Source organism: Microtetraspora fusca (assembly GCF_001570365.1).
Lineage (GTDB): Bacteria > Actinomycetota > Actinomycetes > Streptosporangiales > Streptosporangiaceae > Microtetraspora > Microtetraspora fusca.
The window spans coordinates 33038-56911 of record NZ_BBYK01000038.1 but is presented as its reverse complement, the minus strand read 5'-3'; the positions used below and the strand labels follow the sequence as shown (position 1 = coordinate 56911).

Here is a 23874-nt window from a genome sequence, read left to right as displayed (position 1 = left end):
GCTTTACCCGCCGACACTCCGCCCGCCGTGTCCGACCCGCTGGAGGCCCGGCACGTCCTGGAGTTCCCCGGCGGCTACACCCGCAGCACCGGCCCCGTCATCGGCCGCTTCCTCACGGAGCTGCGCGACCGGCGCATCGTGGGCGTCCGCACGGCGGGCGCCCGGGTGCTGGTGCCTCCCCTGGAGTACGACCCGGACACCGGCGAGGCCGTGACCGGCGAGTACGTCGAGGTCGGCCCGGCCGGCACCGTCCAGGCGTGGGCGTGGGTGAGCGCGCCGCGCGCGGGCCACCCCCTCGACCGGCCGTTCGCCTGGGCCACGATCAGGATGGACGGCGCGGACACCTCGCTCGTCCACGCGGTGGACGCGGGCGCCGCCAAGGCGATGCGGCCCGGGCTGCGGGTCCGGCCACGATGGCGGGAGCGGCCCTCCGGGGACATCACCGACATCGAGTGCTTCGTCCCCGAGGTCACCATGATCAGCGCGCCGGTGCGGGCGGAGTACCGGGTGCGCCCCGGCGCGGCGCTCACCCGCTTCTTCACCAAGATCAAGGACGGCGTCCTCCTCGGCGGCCGGTGCGCCGCGTGCGACCAGGTGTACGTCCCCTACCGCACCTCCTGCCCGTCCTGCGGGGCCCTGATCGAGGAGGAGCGGGAGGTCGCCGACACCGGCACCGTCACGACGTTCGCCATCAACAACCTGCCCGACCCGCGCGCCCCCGAGGTGCCGTTCGTCTCCGCGTACATCCTGCTCGACGGCACCGACATCCCGATGATCGCCCTGGTCGGCGGCGTCCCCGCGCACGAGGTGCGGCAGGGGATGCGGGTGCGCGCCGTCTGGGTGCCTCCGGAGGAACGCACGATGCCCATGGCCAACATCAGGTGGTTCGCCCCCACCGGCGAGCCCGACGTCGATCTCTCCGCCGACGCCCCGGGAGGTGAGGCGTGATGCGCGACGTCGCCATCGTGGCGTTCGCCCAGACCACGCACACCGGCCACGACACCGGACTGACCGAGGCCGAGATGCTGCACCCGGTCATCGAGGAGGTCCGCCGGGCGACCGGGCTGTCGCGGTTCGGCTTCACCTGCTCGGGCTCGTGCGACTACCTCGCCGGCGCGCCGTTCTCGTTCGTCTCCGCCCTCGACGCGCTCGGCGCCTGGCCGCCGATCAGCGAGAGCCACGTCGAGATGGACGCCGCCTTCGCGCTGTACGAGGCGTGGGTCCGGCTCCAGCACGGCGACATCGACTCCGCCCTCGTCTACGGCTTCGGCAAGTCGTCGACCGGCGAGCTGCGGGAGATCATGACGCTCCAGCTCGACCCGTACTATCTCGCGCCGCTCGGCCTCGACCAGGTCTCCTACGCCGCCCTGCAGGCCGCCGCGCTCGGCCGTGACCGGACCGAACTGGACGAGATCGTACGGCGCAGCCGCGCCGACGGCCGGGCCAACCCCCACGCTCTCGACCTGCCCGACCCCTCCGGGGCGGAGTACGAGGTCGAGCCGCTCCGGCCGTACGACATCGCGCCGATCACCGACGGTGCCGCGGCGATCGTGCTGGCCGCCGGCGACCTGGCCAGGGAGCTGGCCGAGAACCCGGCGTACATCGGCGGCATCGCGCACCGGATCGAGCCGCACTACCTCGGGATGCGCGACCTGTCCAGGTCGCCGTCGGCGGCGGACGCGGCCCGCGCGGCGGGCGTCGGCAAGGGGCCGGTGGACGTGGCCGAGCTGCACGTGCAGTTCAGCCACGAGGAGCCCATCCTGCGCGCGGCGCTCGAACTGCCCGAGGACACCGTGATCAACCCCTCGGGCGGGCCGCTCGCCGCCAACCCCGTCATGGCGACCGGGCTGATCCGCCTCGGCGAGGCCGCGCGGCGGATCCTCGACGGCGGGGCCCGCCGGGCCGTCGCGCACGCGACCTCGGGTCCCTGCCTCCAGCAGAACCTCGTCGCGGTGCTGGAGTCGGCGCCCTCGTCCCAGGAAGGAGCCCGTCGTGGGTGAACGCTGCGCCGTCATCGGCGTGGGACAGACGCGCTACACGACCAAGCGCACGGACGTCTCCATCGCGGGGCTGGTCCGCGAGGCCGCCATACGCGCGCTCGACGACGCCGGGCTGACCTTCGCGGACATCGACGCGGTCGTCGTCGGCAAGGCCCCGGACCTGTTCGAGGGCGTCATGATGCCCGAGGCGTACCTCGCCGACGCGCTCGGCGCCGCGGGCAAGCCGATGATGCGGGTCCACACGGCGGGCTCGGTCGGCGGCTCCACCGCGCTGGTCGGCGCGTCCCTGATCCAGGGCGGCGTCCACGACCGCGTGCTCGTGGTGGCGTTCGAGAAGCAGTCGGAGTCCAACGCCACCTGGGCGCTGTCCACGCACCTGCCGTTCGGCGCCTCGCTGGTCGTGGGCGCGGGCGGCTACTTCGCCCCGCACATCCGCGAGTACATGCGCAGGTCGGGCGCGCCCGACCACATCGGCGCCCTCGTCGCCGTCAAGGACCGGCGCAACGCGCTGAAGAACCCGTACGCGCACCTGCGCATCCCCGGCATCGACCGCGCCATGGTGGAGTCCACCCCGATGCTCTGGGAGCCGATCCGGTACCTGGAGACCTGCCCCTCCTCCGACGGCGCGTGCGCGATCGTGCTGGCGTCGGAGAAGGCGGTCACCGGGACGCCCGCCTGGATCCACGGCGCGGCCATGCGGTCCGAGCCGCTCACGCGCGCCGGACGGGAAACTGTCAGCCCGCAGGCGGGCAAGGACTGCGCCGCCGACGTCTACCGCCAGGCCGGTGTCACCGACCCGCGCAGGGACATCGACGTCGCCGAGGTCTACGTCCCGTTCTCCTGGTACGAGCCGATGTGGCTGGAGAACCTCGGCTTCGCCCCCGAGAACGAGGGATGGAAGCTCACCGAGGCCGGATGCACCGCGCTCGACGGCGACATCCCGTGGAACGCCTCCGGCGGAGTGCTGAGCTCCAACCCCATCGGCGCGTCCGGGCTGATCCGGTTCGCCGAGGCCGCGCTGCAGGTACGCGGCATGGCCGGAGAGCACCAGGTAGAGGGCGCGGCCACCGCCCTCGGCCACGCGTACGGCGGAGGCGCCCAGTTCTTCGCCATGTGGATCGTCAGCAACCGGAAACCTTAGGTCGTGTCCGCCAAATCAAGCCCTGCTGCGCGCGGCCCAGACGGCGCCTCGCCTCGTTGTCGGAGTCGTCCGCTACGGCCTCCTTCTCCGCCTTGCGATGCATCCGTCTGGATCCGCGCTCGCGACGGGCAGCATTTGTCAGATACTCCCTAAACGGCAGGGAAGGTCCCCGCGATGGAGTTCAACCACGCCGACCTGTTCGAGGGGCTCGCCGATGCGGTGGGGGACCGCACGGCGGTCGTCTGCGGTGACGAGCGCGTCACCTACGCCGAGCTGGACCAGCGGGCCAACCGGCTGGCCCACCATCTGGCCGCGCACGGGATCGGGCCCGGCCGGCACGTCGGGCTCCACCTCTACAACGGGGTGGAGTACGTCGTCGGCCTGCTGGCCGCGCTGAAGATCCGCGCGGTGCCGGTGAACGTCAACTACCGGTACGTCGAGTCCGAACTGCTCTACCTCTACCGCGACTCCGACATCGCGGCACTCCTGTTCGACGTGGAGTTCGACGACCGGGTCGCGGCCGTCGCCCCGCGCGCCCCCGAGCTGCGCCACCTCATCGCGGTCGGCGGCGACTCCCTCGTGCCGGGCGCGGTGCCGTACGGCGCGGCGCTGGAGGGGAGCCCGCCCACCCGCGACTTCCCGCCGCGCTCCGGCGACGACCTCTACATCATCTACACGGGCGGCACGACCGGCATGCCCAAGGGGGTGATGTGGCGGGTCGAGGACCTCTTCATGGCCTTCGGCGCCGGCAACCCGTACGGCGAGCCGGTGAAGACGCCGGAGGCGCTGATCGAGCAGGCCAGGAACTCCGGCCCGCTGGTCATGATGGCGGCGGCCCCGCTGATGCACGGCGCGGCCCAGATGGCGACGTACATCGCCTGGTGGTTCGGCGGGACCATCGTCTACACCCGGAAGTTCGACGCGGCCGACGCCCTGCGCGCGATCGAGCGCAACGGCGTCTTCACCGTCAACCTCACCGGCGACGCGATGGCCCGCCCGCTCGCCGAGGAGATCGCGTCGGGCTCCTACGACCTGTCCTCACTCGGCGTGATCAGCTCCACGGGCGCCATCCTGACCGGGGCGGTCCGCGACCGCCTCCAGGAGGTGCTGCCGCACGTGATGATCGTGGACAACTTCGGCTCCACCGAGTCGGGGTACACCGCGTCCGCGCTGTCCGACTCCTCGCCCGAGTCCGGCATGAAGTACCAGCCCAACGCCAACTCGACGATCGCCGTGCTCGACCACGCGCTAAGTCCGGTGAAGCCGGGATCCGGCGAGATGGGCACGGTGGCCAAGACCGGGCGGATCGCCACCGCCTACTACAAGGATCCGGAGAAGTCGGCCCGCACCTTCGTCACCGACGAGAACGGCACCCGCTGGCTGCTGACGGGCGACCTCGCCCTGGTGGAGGAGGACGGCACCATCCGCGTCTTCGGCCGCGGCTCCCAGTGCGTCAACACCGGAGGGGAGAAGGTCTTCCCCGAGGAGGTCGAGGCGGTGCTCAAGGGCCACCCGGCGGTGTTCGACGCCGTGGTGACCGGCATCCCCGACGAGCGGTGGGGATCCCGGGTGGCCGCCGTCGTCCAGCCGTACGAGGGGACCGCGCCGACCCGGGAGGACCTCGACGCCTACTGCCGGGAGCGGCTGTCGGGCTACAAGGTGCCCCGGGCGTACGCGTTCGTGGACGAGATGGTCCGCTCGCCCGCGGGCAAGGCCGACTACCGGTGGGCCAGGGAGACGGCGGAACGCGCCGCCGCCACCACAACCTGAACCGGCGGGCTCGGCGCGGCTCAGAGCTTCCTGGCGCCCTCGCCCGCCAGGGCGGCCACCGCGCCGAGCCCCAGATACACGACGCCGCTGCCCACGTCGAGCCGCCGCCGGGCCCGGGCGGAGCGCCGCAGCCGCCCGGCGAGCGCCGAGGCGAGCAGCGCGTACGTGCCGTCGCTGGCCATCCCGAGCACGATCCAGATCACGCCGAGCAGCACGATCTGCGGGGCGATCGGGCCGCGCGCGGGGTCGGCGAACTGCGGCAGGAACGCCAGGAAGAAGATCGCCGTCTTGGGGTTGAGCACGTTGACCACGAACCCCTCGGCGAAGAGCCGGGCCCGGGAGGCCCGCTCGATCTCGGGGTCGCCGTCGTCCGGGGTGCGGCTCATCAGCTTGCGCACGCCCAGCCAGACCAGGTAGGCCGCGCCGACGTACTTGACGATCGTGAACGCGGTGGCCGAGGCGGCGAGCACGGCGCTGATGCCGAGTGCGGCGGCGACGACGTGGACCACGGAGCCCGCGTGGACGCCGAGCACCGAGACCAGCCCGGCGGACCTGCCCTGGGCGACGCTGCGGGTCACGATGTAGACCACGGCCGGGCCGGGCACGATGAGCAGCGCCAGCGTGGCCGCCGCGAAGAGAACAAGAGTGGTGATCTCGGGCATGGGCGGAGCATAACCAAGCACCCCACTCCCGCGACATCCCGTTTTTCCGCCGCGCGAGACGCCGCCCCGGAACCCATCGGGGCTCAGACGGGAACGACCCTCGCCTGCACCCCGGGCAGATCGTCGAAGACCGCCGAGGAGTCCATCGTGATCAGCGTTCTCGCGGTGGCGGCAGCGGTGGCGGCGATCTGCAGATCGTAGGCCCCGCGCGGCTTGCCTTGTCGCCGGACATGCGCCATGAGCCGCGCGTGGACTCGCGCGACGTCCGTCGTGTACTCCTCGACGGGAATCAGCGCCAGGACCTCGTCGACGAAGGACTGCCGACTCTGGCGGTGAGCCATGTCAGCCATCTCGACACCCATGAGCAGTTCCGCCACGGTAATCGCGGCGATGGCGACGTCGTCGGCGTCGCCGATCACCTCGTCCAGGCGGCCGCGACCCCGTTCCGCCGCGATGAGAACGCAGGTGTCCAGCATCAGGCGTCCGGCCACAGGGTCCTCATCTCGTCGTCAACCGCCTCACGAGCCGCCGCGACGTCGGTCTCGAAGTCGGCGTCCACCTTGCCTGCGCTACGGGCGAGAAATGCCTTCACCATGCGACCCGGTGCGGTCGGGGCCGGTCCGATCACTGCGATGCGCCTGCCTCCTCGCGTGACCACGATGGTCTCCCCGCTCTCCACCTCGTCCAGAACGGTCGCGAAGCTTCGGGACGCCTCTGTGGCGCTCATCACCTTCATGTAATCAGATTATCTGATAATGCGAGCGTGTGGCCACGAATAGGGTCTCCCCGGGGCTCGCTTCGCGTCAAAGCGGTCAGAAGGGCGGCGGTGGCGGGTGGGTCGGGTGGCTCGCCGTATGTCGCGGCGAAGACGCGCCGAGCCGATCCCGGCAGCTCGGCCACCCGGATCCCGGGAGAGTGATGCGCGGACAGCGCCAGCGCAGGGAGTACGGCGACGCCGAGGCCGGCCGCCACCATTGCCTGAACGGCGACGTAGTCGTCAGTGGTGAACGATATGCGTGGCTCGAACCCCGCCTGTGAACAGAGGTCGAGCAGGTGGGACCGGCAGCGGTCGCAGCCCGCGATCCACCGCGAACGCGCGTGCGCTCCGACGCCCTCCACGCCCGTGTCCGCTGTGCCCGCCGGGGTGACGAGGCAGGTCGGGTCGTCGAAGAGACGCGTGAGCCGGATCCCGTCGTCCTCGGGGCCGGTCTCCTCATAGCGGAAGATCACGGCGACGTCGACGTCGCCGGCGCGGAGCATTCGCAACGCCTCCGGCGGCTCCGCCTCCGCGAGCCGCAGGTCCAGCCCCGGATGGTCGTCGGCAAGCCGGACGGCCGCCGTCGGGACGAACGTGCCAAGAGCGGATGGGAAGGCGACCAGCCGCACCCGGCCGGCGCGGAGCCCGATATGACTGTCGAGCTCCGCTTCGGCGGACTCCATGCGGCCGAGAATCTCCGCCGCGCGTTCGGCCAGCAGCAGACCGGCCTCGGTCAGCCGGATGCCGCGGCCGACCCGTTGGACCAGTTTCGCCCCGGTCTCGGCCTCCAGCCGGGCGAGGTGATGGCTCACCGAGGGCTGCGAGTAGTGCAACTCGCGCGCCGCCGCGGTGACGGAGCCATGGGCGGCGACCGCGACCAGCACGCGAAGCCGTACGGGATCGAGCATGGTCGCCCCCTCGCGGATCCAATGGAAATATCAACCCTATCTATATGAAACCGCGAAAATCTCTGTTGGACTGATGAATGCCGGGCCCGCGACTCTGGAGCGCATGACAGATCTTCGCGATGTCCTGCGCGCCCGGACGCTGCTCGCCCCCCACCTGCCCGAAACGCCGATGTGGTCCTATCCCGTGCTGAACGCGGTCGCCGGGGCCGAGGTGCACGTCAAGCACGAGAACGTCCAGCCGACCGGCGCGTTCAAGGTGCGCGGCGGCATCACACTGCTGGCCGGGATGGCGGACCGGTCGAGCGGCGTGTTGACGTACTCGACCGGGAACCACGCCCAGTCCGTGGCGTACGCCGCGCGGCTGTTCGGCGTGCCCTGCTCCATCGTGATGCCGGAGAACCCCAACCCGGCCAAGGTCACGGCGGTGGAGGCCCTCGGCGCGACCGTCGAGATCGCCGGGGCGAGCATGGTGGAGGCGGCGGACCACGCGCGGGAGAGCGCCGCGCGGCAGGGAATGCGGCTGATCGGCCCGGCGGACGAGCCGGACATCATCGCCGGGATCGGCACGCTCTACCTGGAGATCCTCGCGCGGCGGCCCGACCTCGACGCGATCTTCGTCCCGGTCGGGTCGGGCACCGGCGCGGCCGCCGCCTGCGTCGTGGCCAGGGCCGTCGCGCCCGGCTGCCGGGTCATCGCGGTCCAGTCGGCGCAGGCGCCCGCGGCCCACGACTCGTGGCGTCTCGGCGAGCCCGTCCGGCGGCCGGTGAAGACGACGGTCGAGGGCCTGGCCACGGGATCGGCCTTCGCCGTGCCCCAGGAGGTCATGCGCGAGAGCCTGTCGGACTTCATGTTGGTCGGCGACGACGACATCCTCGCGGCACAGCGCCTGCTGGTCACCCACGCCCACACCCTGGCCGAAGGGGCGGGCGCCGCCGCGCTGGCCGGGCTGCTCGCCCGCCGGGACGAGTTCGCCGGAAGCAAGGTCGCCGTGGTCTGTACGGGGGCCAACGCCGGCCCCGCCGAGCTCGCCCGCCTCCTGCCGAGCTGACCGGGATCGAACCGACCCCGCTAACCGAGGTCGCCGCGGGTGGCCTCCTCGACCTCGCGCAGGCTCTGCCGGGTGAGCTCCAGCTCGGAGGTCAGCTCGTCGAGCGCCGCCGTGCCGCCGTCCACCGCCGAGGTCGCGGTCATCGCCGACACCTCGATCACCCGCGCCACGAGGCCCTCCAGGCTGATCGCGCCGGACTCCAGGCGTGCCAGGACCCGGCCGCGCGCCGCCGTCAGCCGGTCGATCACCTCCTGCTGCGCGTTCAGCGCGGCGATCGACCGGTCCAGCTCGCCGGCGACGTCCGGCGTGGCCGCCCGGCGGGCCTGGTCGAGCCGCGCGCGCTCCTGCGCGAGCCGGCCCGGGTCGAAGCGGGCCAGCGCCGCGCCGGTGACCGACGCCTGCCCGGCCAGCCGCCGCAGCGTCGCGACGGTGTCGTCGACCTGCGGCGCCATCGCGGCGATCCGGTCGAGCAGGATCCGGCCGCGCATCGAGGCGGTCAGGTCCGCGAACGAGCGGGCCGCCCGTTCGGCCCGCCGCAGCCACCCCTCCTCCGGGCTGCCCTTGGTGACCGGCGGCGGCTCCGGCTCGTCCCGGCGGCTCTCGCCGCCCGTGGACACCCAGGCGGAGGCGAACGCCTTGGCCAGCCACACCGCGATCCCGACGCCCGCCGCGGCGGCGGGGTGCACGTCGACGGCCCAGGCGGCCCCACCCGCGGTGGCGCCGATGAGGAGCCCCCAGGGGTCGCGGAGCTCGTCGGTGAAACGGGACACGGGAGGGCTCCTGACTCAGAAGTTGGAGATCACGGCGGTGAAGACGTCGTCGATGCTCCCGGCCTTGCGGGAGTCGTAGGCCGCGGCGTCCGTGGTCTGGGAGATCTTCTTGAGCGTCTCCAGGTCGGCGTCCGAGCCGTAGGCGATCGTGAACACGCGGACCGTGTCCTCCCCGGCCTCCGTGTGCAGCTTGGAGATCAGCGTGTTCAGCGAGATCGAGTTGTTGTCCTCGTTCTTGCCGTCCGTCAGGAAGACGACCGCGTTGATCGCGTTGTCATCCCGGTGCGACATCACGTGCTGGTACGACGCCAGCGTGGTGTCGTACAGGCCGGTCCCGCCGTTGGGGATGAGACCGTTCAGCTTGCTCTCCAGGGTCTTCTTGTTGTTCTTGGCCATGGGGGCGAGTTCGAGGTAGTCCTTGCCGCCGCCCTGGTCGAGGGAGAACATCCACAGGCCGACCCGGTCGTTCGGGCCGAACTGGGGCAGCGCGTTGATCGCGGCCTCGCGGGCGAGGTCGAGCTTGGTCTTGCCGGTGCCGGCCACGTCGGCGCCCATCGAGCCCGAGGTGTCCATCACGATCAGCACGTTGGCCGGCTTGCGCAGCTCGGCCCAGCTCTTGAGCGTCTTGTCCAGCACGTTCGGGATCGGGACGCTGAGCGTGGTCGCGGGCTGCTTCGGGTCCAGCCCGTTCGCGGCGGTGATCAGCTCGCCCGGCTTGCCGTCCGCCGAGCGGAAGGCATACGACGCGAACTTCTTCTGCTGCTCGTCCTCATGGAGGAACTTCAGGAAGTCGAGCGCGGCGGCGCGCTTCTCGTCACCCGCCCAGGACAGCACCGCGTACGGGTTGTCCGAGAGGAGCGTGCCCTCCTTGGGATAGATCGCCACCAGCGGAACCTTCGGCTTCGGGTGGTCGCCGAGGGTCTTCGGGTCGCCGCTCGGGTTGCCCTGGTTGTAGTCCCAGACCGACTTCTCCTCGACGGTCACGGCCGAGATGTACGACATGGCCGCGCCCTGGTCGTCGGCGTGCTGGAGGTTGGTGAGGAAGGTCAGCGTGGTGTCGCCGTAGTGGACGATCGACCGCTCGACGCCCTGGACGAACCGCCGGGTGGCGGGGTCGGAGACGTTCTTCTCCGACAGGTCGCCGGAGAGGCCGGTGGCCGCGAAGTACGCGCCGACGGTGGCGTTCAGCCCGGCGGTCGAGAACTCGGGGTTGGTCTTGCCGAGCCGGAACCGCCCCCACTCGGGGTGGCCGTACTTCGCCCAGCCCTTGGGGTCGTTGGCGAGGTCGAGGATGTCCGACCAGCCGAGCTGCTTGCCCGGCCAGCCGAGCGCCTGCGCCATCGGCTTGGGCATGGCGATGACGAGCGGGGTCGTGGCGATCGACGGGTTGTCCCCGGAGACGATCTGCCCCTTGTCCGCCCCCGCGGCGTGCTGTTGCAGCATCGTGATCCAGCCGGTGCCGGCCGGGGTCCACACGTCCGGCTTCGGGCCGTCCTGCTCGGTGTTCCAGCCTCGGGCGAGGGCCTGCATCGCGCCGCCGGACGCCTTGGCCTTGATCACCACGTCCACACAGTGGCCGCCGACCTCGCGGCCGTTGTAGCGGTTCGCCATCTCCCGGAGCAGTTCGGCCTTCTCGCTGGAGGCGGCGACCGTCACGGTCGTGCCGCCGTCGCCGCAGGCGAGCTTCTGGCCGGTGGCGCCGCCGCCGTCGTCGCCACCACCACCGAGGCTCACGCCCCCGCCGAAGAAGAGCTTCAGCCCGACGATCAGGGCGCCCGCGAGGATGATCGCGACGATGAACGGAGCGAAGCTGCGGCGTCGCCTCTGCTGCTGGGGCTGGTACACGCGTCCTCCGGGGGAAGGCGGGCCACGGCCTCGATCCGGCCGCTGAGATCGCTGTCTATCCTGACGAACGGCGAACTACGTTAGTTGCAGATCGTCTCGGAGGGCTAACCCGCTTCGACCGATTTGGTCACCGACGGCGCGTCACGCGTGACGTCACCCGCGGGTCACCCGGCCGTGGATCAGCTCGACCAGCGTGGCGTGGACCTCCTCCAGCGGGCGCTCGGGACGCAGCACCCGTCGCTCGATCGAGACCGTCAGCACCATGCCGAACAGCGCGGTCGCCGCGGTCCCGGTGTCGAAGTCCTCACGCAGCTCCCCGGCGGCGACCGCGTCCGCGAGGACGCGCTCGTAGACGCCGAGCGCGTTCTCCCGGAGCCGCACGACCGCCTCCTGCCAGGCCGTGCGCCACATCTCGCCGAACAGCACGCGGGCGAACGGCCCGTACTCGTCGAGGAAGCGGAGCTGCGCCAGCACGACCGCGTCGAGCCGGGCCAGCGGGGCGGCCGGCTCGCCCGCCGCCCCGGGCGCCTCGGCCGCCTCCGCCAGGGACGCGCTGAGCCGCCCGATCCCGTGGTCGAGCAGGGCGGCGAACAGGGCGTCCTTGCTGCCGAAGTTGTAGAACACGGTGCCCTTGGCCACGCCCGCCCGCTCGGCGATGGCGTCGACGGTCGTGCCGGAGAACCCCTGCTCGGCGATCAGCTCGACCGCCGCCCGGAAGAGCCGGTTCCGGGTGTCCTCGCGGGTCACAGCGCCAGCTCCGGCTTGAGCCTGCGCATGGTCCAGGTACGGCCCTTGCGCACCGCGAGCATGGTCAGCGCGAGGCCGGCGACGACGAAGACGGAAAGCACGCCGCAAGCCTGCCACACGATGATCGTGTCGCCGCCACTGATCAGCCGCCGCATCCCCGCGACCACCCAGCTCATCGGCAGCCAGGGGGAGATGGTCTGGAAGAACCCGGGCGAGGTCTCGATCGGGTACGTCCCGGCGGCCGAGGTGAGCTGCAGCATCAGCAGCGCCAGCACCAGCACCCGTCCGGGCGGCCCGACGAGCGCGTTCACCGCCTGCACGATCGCGAGGAACGCCGCCACCGTGAGCAGCAGGAACGCGGCCGCCCCGGCCCAGTTCCGCGCCTCCATGCCCAGGCCGAACCGCAGCACGGCGAGCAGCACCGCGACCTGCAGCGCGCCCATCGCCACGCCGGGCAGCCAGCCCGCGAGGGCGGTACGCCAGGCCGGGGCGGAGCCCGCGAGCATCCGGGGGTTGACCGGCCGCAGCACCATGTAGGTCACCATCGCGCCGACCCACAGTGCGAGCGGCACGAAGAACGGCGCGAAGCCGGTGCCGTAGTTGGGCACCTCGTTGTCCACCTCGGTGGACACCCGCACCGGCTCGCTCATCACGTCGGTACGGCTGTCGCGCTCGCCGGCGCCGTAGGAGGGGATCTGGGCCGCGCCGTCGCCGAGCTTGGCGGCCAGCTCGCCGGAGCCGTCGGCCAGCTCGCCCAGGCCCGAGCCGAGCTTGCCGGCCCCGCCGCGCAGTTCGCCGATGCCGTCGCCGAGCTTGCCCGCCCCGGAGGCGAGCGTGCCGAGTCCGGCGTTGAGCTGCTGGGCGCCGCTGTCGAGCCGGTGCAGGCCGTCCGACAGGCTGCCCGCGCCGCCGCGCAGTTCGCCGATGCCGCCCGTGAGAGAGGTGGCCCCCTTCAACGCCTTTCCGGTGCCGTCATGCAGGTCGGAGGCGCCCTTGGCGAGCTGCTTGAGCCCGGAGTCCAGCGTGTCGAAGTCGCCTCTGACCTTCTCCAGCCCGCCGCCGAGCGCGGGCGCGGCGTCGGCGAGCGCGCGGGCGTCGGACGCGAGGGCGCGGGCCTTGGCGGCGAGGTCGTTCACCGCGCCGGACTGGGCGGCGACCTTGTCCCGCAGGCGGCCGGCCGTGCTCGCCAGCTCGCCCGCCGAGCCGGACGCGCGGCCGACGAGGGAGCGCAGCTCCGGGTCGGCGTCGGGGTGGGAGTCCAGCCACCGCTCGACCGCGCTCAGGTCGCGCTGCGCCTGCCCGGCCTGGTTCCGCACGGAGTCGGGCAGGTCGCCGAGCGCGTTCGCGATCGTGTCGGCGCCCTCCGCGACGGTCAGCGCCGCCGACCTGATGGCCGGGCCGTTCTCCTTCAGGATCGGCACGTACTTGTCCACCGCCTGGTTGATCTTCGGGGCCAGCGCGTGAACGTTCTCGTACGCCTGCCGGTTGCCCTCGGCGAGCTTCGCCGCGCCCTTGTCGAGGGCGGCCAGGCCGCCGCGCAGCTCGCCGACGCCCTTGCCGGCCGTGGCCAGGCCGCCCGCCAGCTTGGTCGAGCCCTTGTACGCCTCGTCCAGGCCGCGGGCCAGCGTGCCCGAGCCGTCATGGAGCGTGGTCGCGCCGGTGGAGAGCTTGCGCACGGCGGTCTGCGCGCTGCCGAGGCCCTTGTCCAGCTTGATCGCGCCCTTCTGGGCGGTCGTGGAACCGTCGTGGATCCGGTCGGCGCCGTCGGCCGCCTTCGCGGTCGCGTCGTGCAGGTCGGCGAAGGACAGGAAGATCTGGTCGAGGTACCCCTTGACCGCGGTGCGGTCGGCCGCCGCCTTCACCTCGTCGAACACCGCGTCGGAGATGGTCCGCATGATGTAGCTGCGCCCGGTGTCCACGCGGACGCCGAGCAGGGCCGGGTGCGGCTGCCCGTCGCCGGACGGCGAGGTGAGGTTGGCGCTGAAGTCGCGCGGGATCGTCAGCGACAGGTAGTAGGTGCCGTCGCGCATGCCCTGATCGGCCCCGGCGGCGTCGGTGCGGTGCCAGGAGAAGACCTCGCGCTCTTCGAGCTCGCGGGCCAGGTCGCGCCCGGCGTCGACGGTCTTGCCGTCCGTCGTCGCCGGCTGATCCTCGACGACGAGGGCGACGGGGATGTTCTTCAGGTTGCCCTGCGGGTCCCAGAACGACCACAGGTAGAGCCCGGCGTACAGCAGGGGCAGCATGACGACGCCCACCAGCGCGGCCCGGGTCAGCCGGGACCGGGTGAACCGGCGCAGCTCGAGTCGGCCGAGGTGCAGGGGGAGCGGCTTCACGGGGGAGATCCTCACGGGAGTTCTGTGACGGTGTCGGCGTGGCGCCCGGCGAGGGCCGGGCCGGTGCAGGAGGCGACGACGGTGAGGCCGGCGCGGGAGAGGTCGCGCAGGGTCCGCCAGAGCTCGTCGCCGCGTTCCTCGGGGAGCCCGAGGTCGAGGTCGTCGACCAGGAGCAGGCCGGGCCGGTCGAGCAGCGCGAGTGCGATCCCGAGGCGGACCGCCTGGTCGCGGGTGAGCGCCCGGGCCAGGGTGCGCTCGCCGCCGGGCAGGGCGGACACGTCGAGCCCGGCGTGCGCGAGCGCCTCCTCGGCGGAGCGGGAGAGCCGCCTGCGCCACGGCGGGCCCCACGGCCCGAGCCGCTCGTGCAGGTGCTCGCGTACGGACAGCGCGCCGTCGAGGTCGTTCACGCCGGCGGCCAGGCCGAGCGCGGCGATCCGCTGGATGCGCCGGGTCGCGCTCTGCCCGCCGACGGACAACGAGCCCGAGGTGGGTTTCATCCGCCCGCCGAGGGTCAGCAGGAGGGCGGTGCGCCCGCTGCCCGCCGCCCCCACGACGGCGGTCAGGCTGCCCGGTTTCGCGGTGAGGGACACGCCGGAGTAGACGAGTCCGTGCTCGCCCTTCAGCGTGAGGTCCTTCGCCACGACCTCGACACCCGGGAACACCACGGTTCCGCCTCCTCGCTGTTGAACTGACCGGTCAGTACAAATCGAGGACCATCATACGCCGACACGAAAAACGGCCGTGCGCCCCCCCGGGTAGGGGGCCGCACGGCCGCAGAGTGGGCAGGCGCCGTCAGGCGCCGTAGCTCGCCAGGAAGAGCGCCTCCGTGGCGATGACCTTGCGCAGCTCGTCGATGACCAGCCGCTCGTTCGGGGCGTGGATCGACGCCTCGCCGTCCTCGGCGCCGTACAGCAGGATCTCGGCCTCGGGGAACAGCCCGGCCAGCTTGGCGACCAGCGGGATCGAGCCGCCCTGGCCCACGTCCCGCGGCGGACGGCCGAAGGCCCGCTCCATCGCCGCGCCGACGGCGGCCCGCGCCCGGCCGCCGCCGCCGGCCAGGAAGCCGGAGCCGGTGACGAAGTCGCCGAACGTCACCTGGGCGCCCCACGGCGCGACCTTCTGCAGGAAGCCGGTCACGTCGTCGAGCGCGGTCTTCGGGTCGCCGCCGGGCGGGATCCGGACCGTGACCCGGGCCCGCGCCGCCGGCTGCACCGCGTTGACGGCGCCCGACACGGTCGGCACGTCCAGTCCGGTGACCGTGATCGCGTACGACGCCCAGAGGCGGTCGGCCAGCGAGCCGGAGCCGACCAGCGAGACGCTGTCGAGCACGCCCGCGGTGGCGCGGAACTCCTCCTCGGTCTCGTCCGAGCCGCCCTCGAACGTGCCCTGCGGCAGGCCGGGGACGCGCACGTCGCCCCGCTCGTCGTGCAGCGCGGACAGCATCCGCATGAGGGCGGCGAGGGCGTCCGGGGCGGCCCCGCCGAACGCGCCGCTGTGCAGGGCCTCGCGCAGGGTGCGCACCTCCACGGTGAAGGCGGCCATCCCGCGCAGCGTCGTCGTCAGGGCCGGGTCGCCCAGGCGCGGGTTGCCGCAGTCGGCGACCACGATCGCGTCGGCCCGGACCAGCTCGGGGTTGGCCTCGACGAAGTCCTCCAGGCGCTCCCCGGCGTACTCCTCCTGGCCCTCGACGATGACCTTGACGCCGACCGGGAAGTCGCCGCCGAACGCGCGCAGCGCCGCCACGTGCGCGATCACGCCGCTCTTGTCGTCGGCGGTGCCCCTGCCGTACAGCGCGCCGTCGATCAGCGTCGGCTCGAACGGCGGGGTACGCCACAGGGCGGGGTCGCCCGCGGGCTGCACGTCGTAGTGCGCGTACAGCAGCACGGTGGGCGCGCCGGGCGGGGCGGGCGCCTCCGCGTACACGGCGGGGAAGCTGCCCTCGACCGGGATCTGCCGCACGTGCGGCAGGCCCGCCTCGCGCAGCAGCTCCTCGGTCAGCGCCGCGGCGGCGAGCACCGGCTCGTCGGGGTGGCCGGGGAACGCCACGGACGGGATGGCGGCGAGCCGCCGGAGATCCTCCACGGCCCGCGGCATGCCGGCCTCTACGGCGCTCTCGATCTCTTCAGGTGTCATGCGGTTCCCCTCTCCGACCCCTTTGTCGGCTGTGTCTGGTGCGCCTCATTGCACCACACCGCCGATGTGAGGCAGAGGTGAGCAAGGTCGGGCTTGTCCGGTAATGGCATCACGGATTTCGTTGTGCTTGCATGACGATGTCACGGATTTCGAGGTACATGCACATTGCAGCCACGTAATCACTTGGCTTTTGGCGCATCTGCGTGCAGACTGAAGCGAGCACCAGATCACCCTAGGAAGGTTGCGATGACGGACCCCGACGTTCTCAAGGCCGCACAGGACAACCTGTGGATGCACTTCACCCGGCACAGCGCGTACCAGGACGCCGAAGTGCCGATGATCGTCAGGGGTGAGGGCGCGTACGTCTACGACATCCACGGCAAGCGCTACCTCGACGGCCTGGCCGGACTCTTCGTCGTCCAGGTCGGACACGGCCGTGAGGAGCTCGCGGAGGCGGCGGCGAAGCAGGCGCGCGACCTGGCGTTCTTCCCGCTGTGGTCCTACGCCCACCCCAAGGCCGCCGAGCTGGCGCAGCGGCTCGCCGAGCTGACCCCGGGCGACCTCAACCGCGTCTTCTTCACCACCGGAGGCGGCGAGGCCGTCGAGTCCGCGTGGAAGCTGGCCAAGCAGTACTTCAAGATCCAGGGCAAGCCGCTGAAGACCAAGGTCGTCAGCCGCTCCATCGCCTACCACGGCACCCCGCAGGGCGCGCTGTCCATCACCGGCATCCCCGCGCTCAAGCAGGTCTTCGAGCCCCTCGTGCCCGGCGCCATCAAGGTGCCGAACACCAACATCTACCGCGCCGACGAGATCACCGGCTTCGCCGGCTCGGACAAGGACCCCGAGGCGTTCGGCCGCTGGGCCGCCGAGGAGGTCGGCCGGGCCATCGAGATGGAGGGCCCCGACACCGTCGCCGCCGTCTTCGTCGAGCCGGTCCAGAACGCCGGCGGCTGCTTCCCGCCGCCGCCCGGATACTTCCGCCGTCTGCGCGAGATCTGCGACCAGTACGACGTGCTCCTCGTCTCCGACGAGGTCATCTGCGCCTTCGGCCGCCTCGGCACGATGTTCGGCGGCCAGAAGTTCGACTACGTGCCCGACATCATCACCTGCGCCAAGGGTCTGACCAGCGGCTACGCCCCGATCGGCGCGATGATCGCCTCCGAGCGCCTGTTCGAGCCGTTCAAGAATGGCTCCGAGACGTTCGCGCACGGCTACACGTTCGGCGGCCACCCGGTCGCCTCGGCGGTCGCCCTGGCCAACCTCGACATCTTCGAGCGTGAGGACCTGCTCGGCCACGTCACCGCCAACGAGTCGGTCTTCCGCGCCACGCTGGAGAAGCTGCTCGACCTGCCGATCGTCGGCGACGTCCGCGGCTCGGGCTACTTCTACGGAATCGAGCTCGTCAAGGACAAGTCGACCAAGCAGACGTTCGACGAGGACGAGTCCGAGCGACTGCTGCGCGGCTTCCTCTCCAAGGCCCTTTACGACGCGGGTCTCTACTGCCGCGCCGACGACCGCGGTGACCCGGTGGTGCAGCTCGCGCCGCCCCTGATCTGTGGCCCGAAGGAATTCGACGAAATCGAGGGGATCCTCCGCTCGGTGCTCACGGAGGCCTGGGCCCGGCTATGAAACCGTGACCCTATGAAGGGAACCAGCGCATGAAAATCGGAGTGCCTGCCGAGGTCAAGAACCACGAGTACCGCGTCGCCGCGACCCCCGCGGGAGTTCACGAACTCATCCGCCACGGTCACGACGTGCTCGTACAGCGTGGGGCCGGCCTCGGCTCGCACATCACCGACGAGGAGTACCTCGCCGCGGGCGCCAAGATCCTGGACACCGCCGACGCCGTCTGGGGCGATTCGGAGATGATCCTCAAGGTCAAGGAGCCGGTCGCGGAGGAGTACCACCGTCTCCGCGAGGACCAGGTGCTCTTCACCTACCTCCACCTCGCCGCCTCCCGCCCCTGCACCGACGCGCTGCTCGCCGCCAGGACGACGGCCATCGCGTACGAGACGGTGCAGGTCGGGAACGGCCTGCCGCTGCTCGCGCCGATGTCGGAGGTGGCGGGGCGGCTCGCTCCGCAGGTCGGCGCGTACAACCTCATGCGATTCAACGGCGGGCGGGGCGTCCTGCCCGCCGGTGTCCCCGGCGTCTCGCCGGCGAAGGTCGTCGTCATCGGCGGCGGCGTCTCCGGTCTCAACGCCGCCCAGATCGCCGTGGGCATGGGCGCCGACGTGACCGTGCTCGACATCAGCATCGACCGGCTCCGCTTCATCGACGCCATCTACCAGGGTCGTCTCAAAACCGTCGTGTCCAGCGCGTACGCGATCCAGCGCGCGGTGCTGGACGCCGACCTCGTCATCGGCGCCGTCCTCATCCCGGGAGCCAAGGCGCCGACGCTCGTGTCCAACGACCTCGTCTCCCGGATGAAGCCGGGATCGGTGCTCGTGGACATCGCCATCGACCAGGGCGGCTGCTTCGAGGACTCCCGTCCCACCACGCACGCCGAGCCGACGTTCCAGGTCCACCAGTCGGTCTTCTACTGTGTGGCCAACATGCCGGGCTCGGTGGCGAACACTTCGACGTACGCCCTGACCAACGCCACGCTGCCCTACGCCGTCAAGCTCGCCGATCTCGGCTGGCGCGAGGCGCTGCGCGGCGACGCCGCGCTCCAGCTCGGACTCAACACGCACGCCGGCCTGATCACCAGCGAGCCGGTGGCGGTGGCGCACGGCCTGCCGCTCACCCGGGTCGCGAAGCTCCTCGCCGCCTGATCCGCGTCTGATCGCTCGTCGCGCGGTGTCTCGGGGGACACCGCGCACGCGGCCGGGTGGACACGCTGTCAGGTGAACGCGCCGGCCCGATGATCGCGTTCAGACGGACATGCGCTCAGGTGAACCGGATGAATCCGGCGTACATCCCCATGCCGCACGCGTAGCGCAGGTCGCCCGGCCCACGCGGCGGCAGCCGTACCGCATCCTGGCCGGTCACGGGCAGCACGACGTCGCGGCCGTCGACGGTGACGGTGCGGGTGCAGCCGTAGTTGTCCCGCGTGCGGAAGACGATTTCCAGGGGCAGGTCGGCCCGGGCCGTGACGATGCCCGGCCGGAACCCGCGCTCGGTCGCCCAGATCGTGATCCGCTGCACGCCGTCGGGTCCGGCCGACGCCGCCGGGACCGACTCGGCCCGCGCGGCGGGACCGGCGCCGGGCAGCCACCCGCCCAGGCTGAGCCCGGACGCGACGGTGAAGAGCCCGGCGGCCAGCGCCGCCACGGCACCCAGTACGGCCAGCCGGGACGAGGCGAGACGGCGCAGCAGCAGTCCGAGCGCGGCGAGGGCCGGGGCCGTGCCGAGGGTGAACCCGGCCAGCGCCGCCGCCCCGGCGAGCGCCGACCCGCTGGAGACGGCGGCGACCTCCATGCTGATCGTCACGCCGCAGGGAACGAGCAGCGTGGCCGTGCCCAGCGCCAGGCCCCGCCGTACGGGTGACCGCGTGGCCCGAACCGGCGCGGCCGCCGGGATGTCGTGGTCGCGCGAGCAGTCGGAGCATCCCGTGGGCTCGCCGCATGTCGTGCATTCGGGGCGTCCTGCCCGTTCGGGGTCTTTGGAGCGTTCCCGAGGGCCGCCGACGCAGGCGGCGCCGCCGCGACGGCGCAGGAGCCGGACCGCGTGGACGGCGACCATGAGCCCGGCGCCGACGAGCAGCACCGCGCGCACGGACGCGCCCAGCCGTACGGCCGACCCCGCCAGGCCGAGCAGCCCGCCGAGGAGCGTGTGGGAGACCAGCCGTCCGGTGAGGAACGCCCCCACCGCCGCCGCGTCGGCCCCGGTGCGGGCTCTGGCGTCGGCTGCCGTGCCGGTGGAGGCCTCGGTACGCGCGGACGGCCCGGAGGGCCCGCCGGCCGGCCTGACCAGGCCGACGAGCAGGCCCCCCTGGACCGCCGCGCACGAGGCGGTGCCCGCCGCGAGTCCCGCCGCGAGCCCGCTCGCGAAGAGGGCGGCCGGGCCCACGCTCAGGTGACGAGCGCCAGATCGTCCAGGCTGCCGTTCTTGGCGGCCTCGACGATCGAGCCGAACTGGTCGAGGCTCATCTCCACCCGCTGTCCGAAGTCGTCGGTGATCACGACCTGGCGCTCTGGGGGCGCGGAGGAGTCGATGAAGAGCTCAGGGCAGCCGCAGTCGCAGTTGCCGCAGAAGCGCGCGATTGACCTCACATGGTCCTCCCTGGGCTTTGGCCTACTCGCGCAACCTAACGTCGCCAACCCCTGACGACCAGTAACAGTTGGGTGGCTTCGTCAGGACATCACCCGATCGCCCGCGACGTCGATCGTCACCCTTGTGGGCCGGGACGATGCGGACACGAGGACCGTGGCGGCCCTGCGGACGGCCGATCTCCTGTCACCGGAGACGGCGGTTCGGCAAGGGCTGCCGTCCGAAGAGCCGCTGTTGTGGGTCGCGGACGCCTGCGCCGCCGCATGGCGTCGAGCCATGGCCGAGGGAAAGACCAATTGGTCGCAGTGGTATGAGCCCCACACGGCGTTGATCGATGTGCCGTTCACGGGGAGGGCGGGTGAATAAACGCGCCGAGCCGGGGTCCCGGCTGTGCGGGGGTTCCCGGCTCCACGACTTCCGGCTTCCTATGGAAGCCAGCTATGAGACAAGGGTCACGGATCGGTGGCGGGATGTCAACCGAAAGTGACGAACAGGTGGGTGCCGGGAGCTGGATAGCGTTGCGGGCGTGAAGTGGAGGGCGAGGGCGTTCGGTGACGCGGTGCTGTGGGCGGGGTTGTCCCTGCCGCTCCTGTGGGCCGGGACGTCGCTGCTGGCCGAGCCGTACACCGGCTGGGAGGTGGCGGCGGGGGTGCTGCTGATCGCGGTGGAGGTGGCGATCGGCCGCTCGCGCCCTCTCGCGGCGTTGCTGCTGGCCGCGTCGGCCTGGGTGGTCTCGGTCGCCTGGCGCGGCGACCCCACGGTGCTGTTCCCGCCGCTGGCCGTGATGGCCTACCTGGCGGGCGCGCGGATGGAGCGGGTCCGGCCCGCGCTGTACGGCATGGCCGGACCGGCCGGGGCGGCCGTGATCCTGGTGCCCCTGATGAGCCGGGATCTCGGCGCCCTGTTCTTCGCGGTCACCGGGATCGCCGTCTTCGGCCTCGTCCCGTGGCTGGCGGGGCGGGCGCGGTACCAGCACCTGGCCCTGGCCAGGACCGGATGGGAACGGGCGGAACGGCTGGAGCTGGAGCAGCGCATGGTCGCCGAGCAGGCCCGGCTGCGGGAGCGCCACCGCATCGCCGGCGACATGCACGACCTGCTCGGCCACGAGCTGAGCCTGGTCGCCCTGCGGATCGGCGGCCTGGAGGTGGCGCCCGACCTCGACCCGCGCCATCGCGAGGCGGCCGGTGCGGCGCGGGCGGCGGTCACCGCGGCGGCCGAGCGCCTGGCGGAGATCGTCGAGGTGCTGCGCGACGACTCCGATCCGGGACCGTCCCACGAGAGCGTCGAGGAGCTGGTCGAGGGGGCCCGGGCCGCCGGGATGCGGGTCGAGCTGCACGGCGCGGAGACGCCCGGCGACGGGGTACGGCTCCCGCCCATGCGCGAACGGGCCCTGCGGCGCGTAGTCCAGGAAGGGCTGACGAACGCGGCCAAGCACGCCCCGGGCGCCGCCGTGGCGGTCCGGATCACGCACGCGCACGGCGGGTCCGTGGTGTCCGTGTCCAACGCGTACGGCCGCGGCGGCTCCGCAGGCTCGACGGGGCCGGGTGGTGGCCGCGGGCTGGCGGGCCTGGCCGAGCGGGTCCGGCTGTGCGGGGGGAGCCTCACGGCCGGGCCACGGGACGACGGGTACGAGCTGGTGGCGCGGCTGCCGCACGCCGCCGGCCCGGGAGCCCACGCCGAGGCCGCCGCGCCGTCCCGGTCGTCGGTCCAGCTCGCCGAGGCGCGCAGGAGGGTTCACCGCAGCCGCTTCGCCGCCGTCGGGGTGGCGCTGGCCATGGGAGCGGCCGGGGTGGTGTTCGTGCTCGGGTTCATGGTGTGGGACGGGGCCACGTCCGTCCTGCGCCCGGCCGACTTCGTTCGGCTGCGGGTCGGACAGGCGTGGAGCGAGGTCGCCGCCGTGCTGCCGGGCCGTACGCGGATCGACGACCCGGTGTGGCCGGAGCCGCCCGCACCGGCGGGTGCGGTGTGCCGGTACTACGGCACCCACCCGAACCCCTTCGACGGGCGGCGGTACGAGCTCTACCGGCTGTGCCGTTCGGGAGGGCGGCTGGTGAGCAAGGATTTCCTTCCCCACGATCTGGCTTCGTAGAGTTCGGACGACGTCCCGGGGGAGGAGCGCGATGATCCGAGTGGTGCTGGCCGACGACGAGGCCCTGATCCGGGCCGGGGTCCGGACGGTGCTGTCCGCCGACCCCGGCATCGAGGTCGTGGCCGAGGCGGCGGACGGGCGGGAGCTGGTCGAGCTGGTCCGCGCGTACCGGCCGGACGTCGCACTGGCCGACATCCGGATGCCCGAGCTGGACGGCCTGGCCGCGATCGCCGAGCTGCGCCGGGCCGCCCCCGGTACGGCGGTGCTGGTCATGACCGGCTTCGGCCGGGACGCCTACATCGCGCGGGCGCTCGCGGAGGGCGCCGCCGGGTTCCTGCTGAAGACGGGCGACCCCCGGGAGTTCCCGATGGCGGTACGCGCGGCGGCCGAGGGCGCGGCGTACCTGTCGCCCCGGGTGGCGCGGCGGGTGGTCGACGAGCTGGCCGGCGACCGGGCGGTCCGCGCGGCGGCGGCCCGCGAGCGGATCGAGGCGCTCACGGACCGGGAGCGGGAGGTGCTCGCCCTGGCAGGCGCGGGGCTGTCCAACGCGGAGATCGGCCGCCGGCTTCACCTCGCCGAGGGCAGCGTCAAGACGTACATGAGCACGATCCTGAGCCGCCTGGGGGCGCGCAATCGCGTGGAGGCCGCGCTCATCGCCTATGAGTCAGGACTGACGGACTCGTCCGCGCGTCGGTGAGCAGGACGCGCAGGGCGGCCGTGCGCCGGGCCCATCCGGCCAGGGGCGTCACCGGCACCGCCAGGACCAGCATGATCAGGGGAGCGGCGATCGCGCCCAGGAGCATGCCCGCGACGACGTCGTGCGGGAAGTGGACGCCGACGAAGACCCGGGAGAACGCGCCCAGCACGGCCAGGATCGCCACGTACGGCAGGGTGCGGCGCCAGGCGACGACCAGGGCGGCCGCGGCCCCGGCGACGAGCGTCGAGTGGTTGCTCGGCAGCGACCAGTCCCCGAGCGGGGGACACTGCGCGATGGTGACGACGCCGGACACGAGCCGGCAGGGACGGTCCTCCCGGATGAAGGTCTTGATCACCTCGCTGCCCACGTAGGCCGTCACCATCGCCACGGGCGCGAGCAACGCCAGGGCCATCGTGCGGTCGTCCCGCTTCCTGGCCCGCCACCACGCGCCGAGGAAGAGCGCGGCGAAGACGAAGAGCACCGCGTCCGTGCCGACCTCGACGAACGTCTGGAACCAATGAGGGGTCTGTCCGGCGAAGTCGACGATGTCCCGGTACAACTCCACGCTGACGTCGGGGATGTCATCCAATTGCGGATCCATGCTGTTCTCCGTGCCGTAACCGATCGTTAACTGAACACAGGACAGTACGGCCATTCGGGAGTGCGTGCGCCCATCCGAGGTCGCGGACCGGGGTTGACCTTGTCAATCCGCGTAAATTCCGGTCGGCCCCGATCCGTCCCGACGGTGTCGCCGGATCTCAG

At 72.3% G+C, this 23874-nt stretch carries 22 protein-coding genes; 9 read left to right on the top strand and 13 right to left on the bottom strand.

What is annotated here, in order from left to right; genetic code table 11:
• Positions 1 to 27: 27 nt before the first annotated feature.
• The 4 genes from AWQ68_RS00460 to AWQ68_RS00445 all read left to right on the top strand — a co-directional run bounded on the left by AWQ68_RS00460 (position 28) and on the right by AWQ68_RS00445 (position 4911).
• A complete protein-coding gene (locus tag AWQ68_RS00460; protein ID WP_174554062.1) occupies positions 28 to 948 on the top strand; it encodes a Zn-ribbon domain-containing OB-fold protein in 921 nt (306 codons plus the stop codon).
• Positions 948 to 2000, top strand: coding sequence for a thiolase family protein (locus AWQ68_RS00455; protein ID WP_066932758.1), 1053 nt, complete (start codon positions 948 to 950; stop codon positions 1998 to 2000). Before AWQ68_RS00460 ends, AWQ68_RS00455 begins: the two co-directional genes overlap by 1 nt.
• Complete coding sequence (locus tag AWQ68_RS00450; RefSeq protein WP_066932756.1) at positions 1993 to 3141, top strand: thiolase family protein; 1149 nt, start codon at positions 1993 to 1995, stop codon at positions 3139 to 3141. The genes AWQ68_RS00455 and AWQ68_RS00450 overlap by 8 nt, the downstream gene beginning before the upstream one ends.
• Before the next feature lie 174 nt (positions 3142 to 3315).
• Entirely contained in the window at positions 3316 to 4911 is a 1596-nt protein-coding gene (locus AWQ68_RS00445; RefSeq protein ID WP_066932754.1) for an acyl-CoA synthetase, read from the top strand.
• A 20-nt stretch (positions 4912 to 4931) separates the two neighbouring features.
• On the opposite strand, the gene AWQ68_RS00440 is transcribed toward AWQ68_RS00445, so the two are convergent.
• The 4 genes from AWQ68_RS00440 to AWQ68_RS00425 all read right to left on the bottom strand — a co-directional run bounded on the left by AWQ68_RS00440 (position 4932) and on the right by AWQ68_RS00425 (position 7238).
• Complete coding sequence (locus AWQ68_RS00440; protein ID WP_066932752.1) at positions 4932 to 5573, bottom strand: LysE family translocator; 642 nt, start codon at positions 5571 to 5573, stop codon at positions 4932 to 4934.
• Between the two features lie 83 nt (positions 5574 to 5656).
• Complete coding sequence (locus AWQ68_RS00435) at positions 5657 to 6064, bottom strand: PIN domain-containing protein (RefSeq protein ID WP_218006733.1); 408 nt, start codon at positions 6062 to 6064, stop codon at positions 5657 to 5659.
• The gene (locus AWQ68_RS00430; protein WP_066932750.1) at positions 6049 to 6309 is read right to left on the bottom strand and encodes a type II toxin-antitoxin system Phd/YefM family antitoxin; all 261 of its coding nucleotides are present in this window, start codon (positions 6307 to 6309) and stop codon (positions 6049 to 6051) included. Before AWQ68_RS00430 ends, AWQ68_RS00435 begins: the two co-directional genes overlap by 16 nt.
• Entirely contained in the window at positions 6306 to 7238 is a 933-nt protein-coding gene (locus AWQ68_RS00425; RefSeq protein ID WP_084463519.1) for a LysR family transcriptional regulator, read from the bottom strand. Before AWQ68_RS00425 ends, AWQ68_RS00430 begins: the two co-directional genes overlap by 4 nt.
• Before the next feature lie 103 nt (positions 7239 to 7341).
• On the opposite strand from AWQ68_RS00425, the gene AWQ68_RS00420 reads away from it, so the two are divergent.
• The gene (locus AWQ68_RS00420) at positions 7342 to 8286 is read left to right on the top strand and encodes a threonine ammonia-lyase (protein WP_066932749.1); all 945 of its coding nucleotides are present in this window, start codon (positions 7342 to 7344) and stop codon (positions 8284 to 8286) included.
• Between the two features lie 20 nt (positions 8287 to 8306).
• On the opposite strand, the gene AWQ68_RS00415 is transcribed toward AWQ68_RS00420, so the two are convergent.
• The 6 genes from AWQ68_RS00415 to AWQ68_RS00390 form a co-directional block, all read right to left on the bottom strand.
• Complete coding sequence (locus AWQ68_RS00415) at positions 8307 to 9056, bottom strand: DNA repair protein RecN (RefSeq protein WP_066932748.1); 750 nt, start codon at positions 9054 to 9056, stop codon at positions 8307 to 8309.
• Between the two features lie 15 nt (positions 9057 to 9071).
• Positions 9072 to 10901: a substrate-binding and VWA domain-containing protein gene (locus tag AWQ68_RS00410; RefSeq protein ID WP_066932746.1), complete on the bottom strand. Its 1830-nt coding sequence runs from the start codon at positions 10899 to 10901 to the stop codon at positions 9072 to 9074.
• Positions 10902 to 11054: 153 nt separating this feature from the next.
• The gene (locus AWQ68_RS00405; RefSeq protein WP_218006732.1) at positions 11055 to 11648 is read right to left on the bottom strand and encodes a TetR/AcrR family transcriptional regulator; all 594 of its coding nucleotides are present in this window, start codon (positions 11646 to 11648) and stop codon (positions 11055 to 11057) included.
• Positions 11645 to 13981: a YhgE/Pip domain-containing protein gene (locus AWQ68_RS00400; RefSeq protein WP_245655681.1), complete on the bottom strand. Its 2337-nt coding sequence runs from the start codon at positions 13979 to 13981 to the stop codon at positions 11645 to 11647. Before AWQ68_RS00400 ends, AWQ68_RS00405 begins: the two co-directional genes overlap by 4 nt.
• An 11-nt stretch (positions 13982 to 13992) precedes the next feature.
• On the bottom strand, positions 13993 to 14646 hold the full coding sequence (locus tag AWQ68_RS00395) for an ATP-binding cassette domain-containing protein (protein WP_066932736.1): 654 nt from the start codon (positions 14644 to 14646) through the stop codon (positions 13993 to 13995).
• Positions 14647 to 14773: 127 nt separating this feature from the next.
• A complete protein-coding gene (locus tag AWQ68_RS00390; RefSeq protein WP_066932733.1) occupies positions 14774 to 16114 on the bottom strand; it encodes a M20/M25/M40 family metallo-hydrolase in 1341 nt (446 codons plus the stop codon).
• A 246-nt stretch (positions 16115 to 16360) separates the two neighbouring features.
• Here AWQ68_RS00390 and AWQ68_RS00385 point away from each other — a divergent pair, with 246 nt between their 5' ends.
• Together AWQ68_RS00385 and ald are read left to right on the top strand one after the other, a co-directional pair.
• A complete protein-coding gene (locus tag AWQ68_RS00385) occupies positions 16361 to 17743 on the top strand; it encodes an aspartate aminotransferase family protein (protein WP_066932731.1) in 1383 nt (460 codons plus the stop codon).
• Positions 17744 to 17772: 29 nt separating this feature from the next.
• Positions 17773 to 18888 carry an alanine dehydrogenase gene (gene ald, locus AWQ68_RS00380; RefSeq protein WP_066932729.1) on the top strand — a complete coding sequence of 372 codons (1116 nt, stop codon included), beginning with the start codon at positions 17773 to 17775 and terminating at the stop codon, positions 18886 to 18888.
• Between the two features lie 115 nt (positions 18889 to 19003).
• Here ald and AWQ68_RS00375 read toward each other — a convergent pair whose 3' ends face one another.
• Both AWQ68_RS00375 and AWQ68_RS00370 read right to left on the bottom strand, forming a co-directional pair.
• Positions 19004 to 20125: an urease accessory protein UreH domain-containing protein gene (locus tag AWQ68_RS00375; protein WP_066932727.1), complete on the bottom strand. Its 1122-nt coding sequence runs from the start codon at positions 20123 to 20125 to the stop codon at positions 19004 to 19006.
• 2 nt (positions 20126 to 20127) lie between these two features.
• The gene (locus AWQ68_RS00370; protein WP_066932724.1) at positions 20128 to 20328 is read right to left on the bottom strand and encodes a hypothetical protein; all 201 of its coding nucleotides are present in this window, start codon (positions 20326 to 20328) and stop codon (positions 20128 to 20130) included.
• A gap of 524 nt (positions 20329 to 20852) precedes the next feature.
• Here AWQ68_RS00370 and AWQ68_RS00360 point away from each other — a divergent pair.
• Both AWQ68_RS00360 and AWQ68_RS00355 read left to right on the top strand, forming a co-directional pair.
• Positions 20853 to 22415: a sensor histidine kinase gene (locus AWQ68_RS00360; RefSeq protein ID WP_157544724.1), complete on the top strand. Its 1563-nt coding sequence runs from the start codon at positions 20853 to 20855 to the stop codon at positions 22413 to 22415.
• Positions 22416 to 22446: 31 nt separating this feature from the next.
• Complete coding sequence (locus AWQ68_RS00355; RefSeq protein ID WP_066932715.1) at positions 22447 to 23112, top strand: response regulator transcription factor; 666 nt, start codon at positions 22447 to 22449, stop codon at positions 23110 to 23112.
• Here the strand turns inward: AWQ68_RS00355 and AWQ68_RS00350 are convergent.
• The gene (locus tag AWQ68_RS00350; RefSeq protein ID WP_084463517.1) at positions 23066 to 23713 is read right to left on the bottom strand and encodes a phosphatase PAP2 family protein; all 648 of its coding nucleotides are present in this window, start codon (positions 23711 to 23713) and stop codon (positions 23066 to 23068) included. The two genes, AWQ68_RS00355 and AWQ68_RS00350, sit on opposite strands and share 47 nt — an antisense overlap.
• Positions 23714 to 23874: the final 161 nt, after the last annotated feature.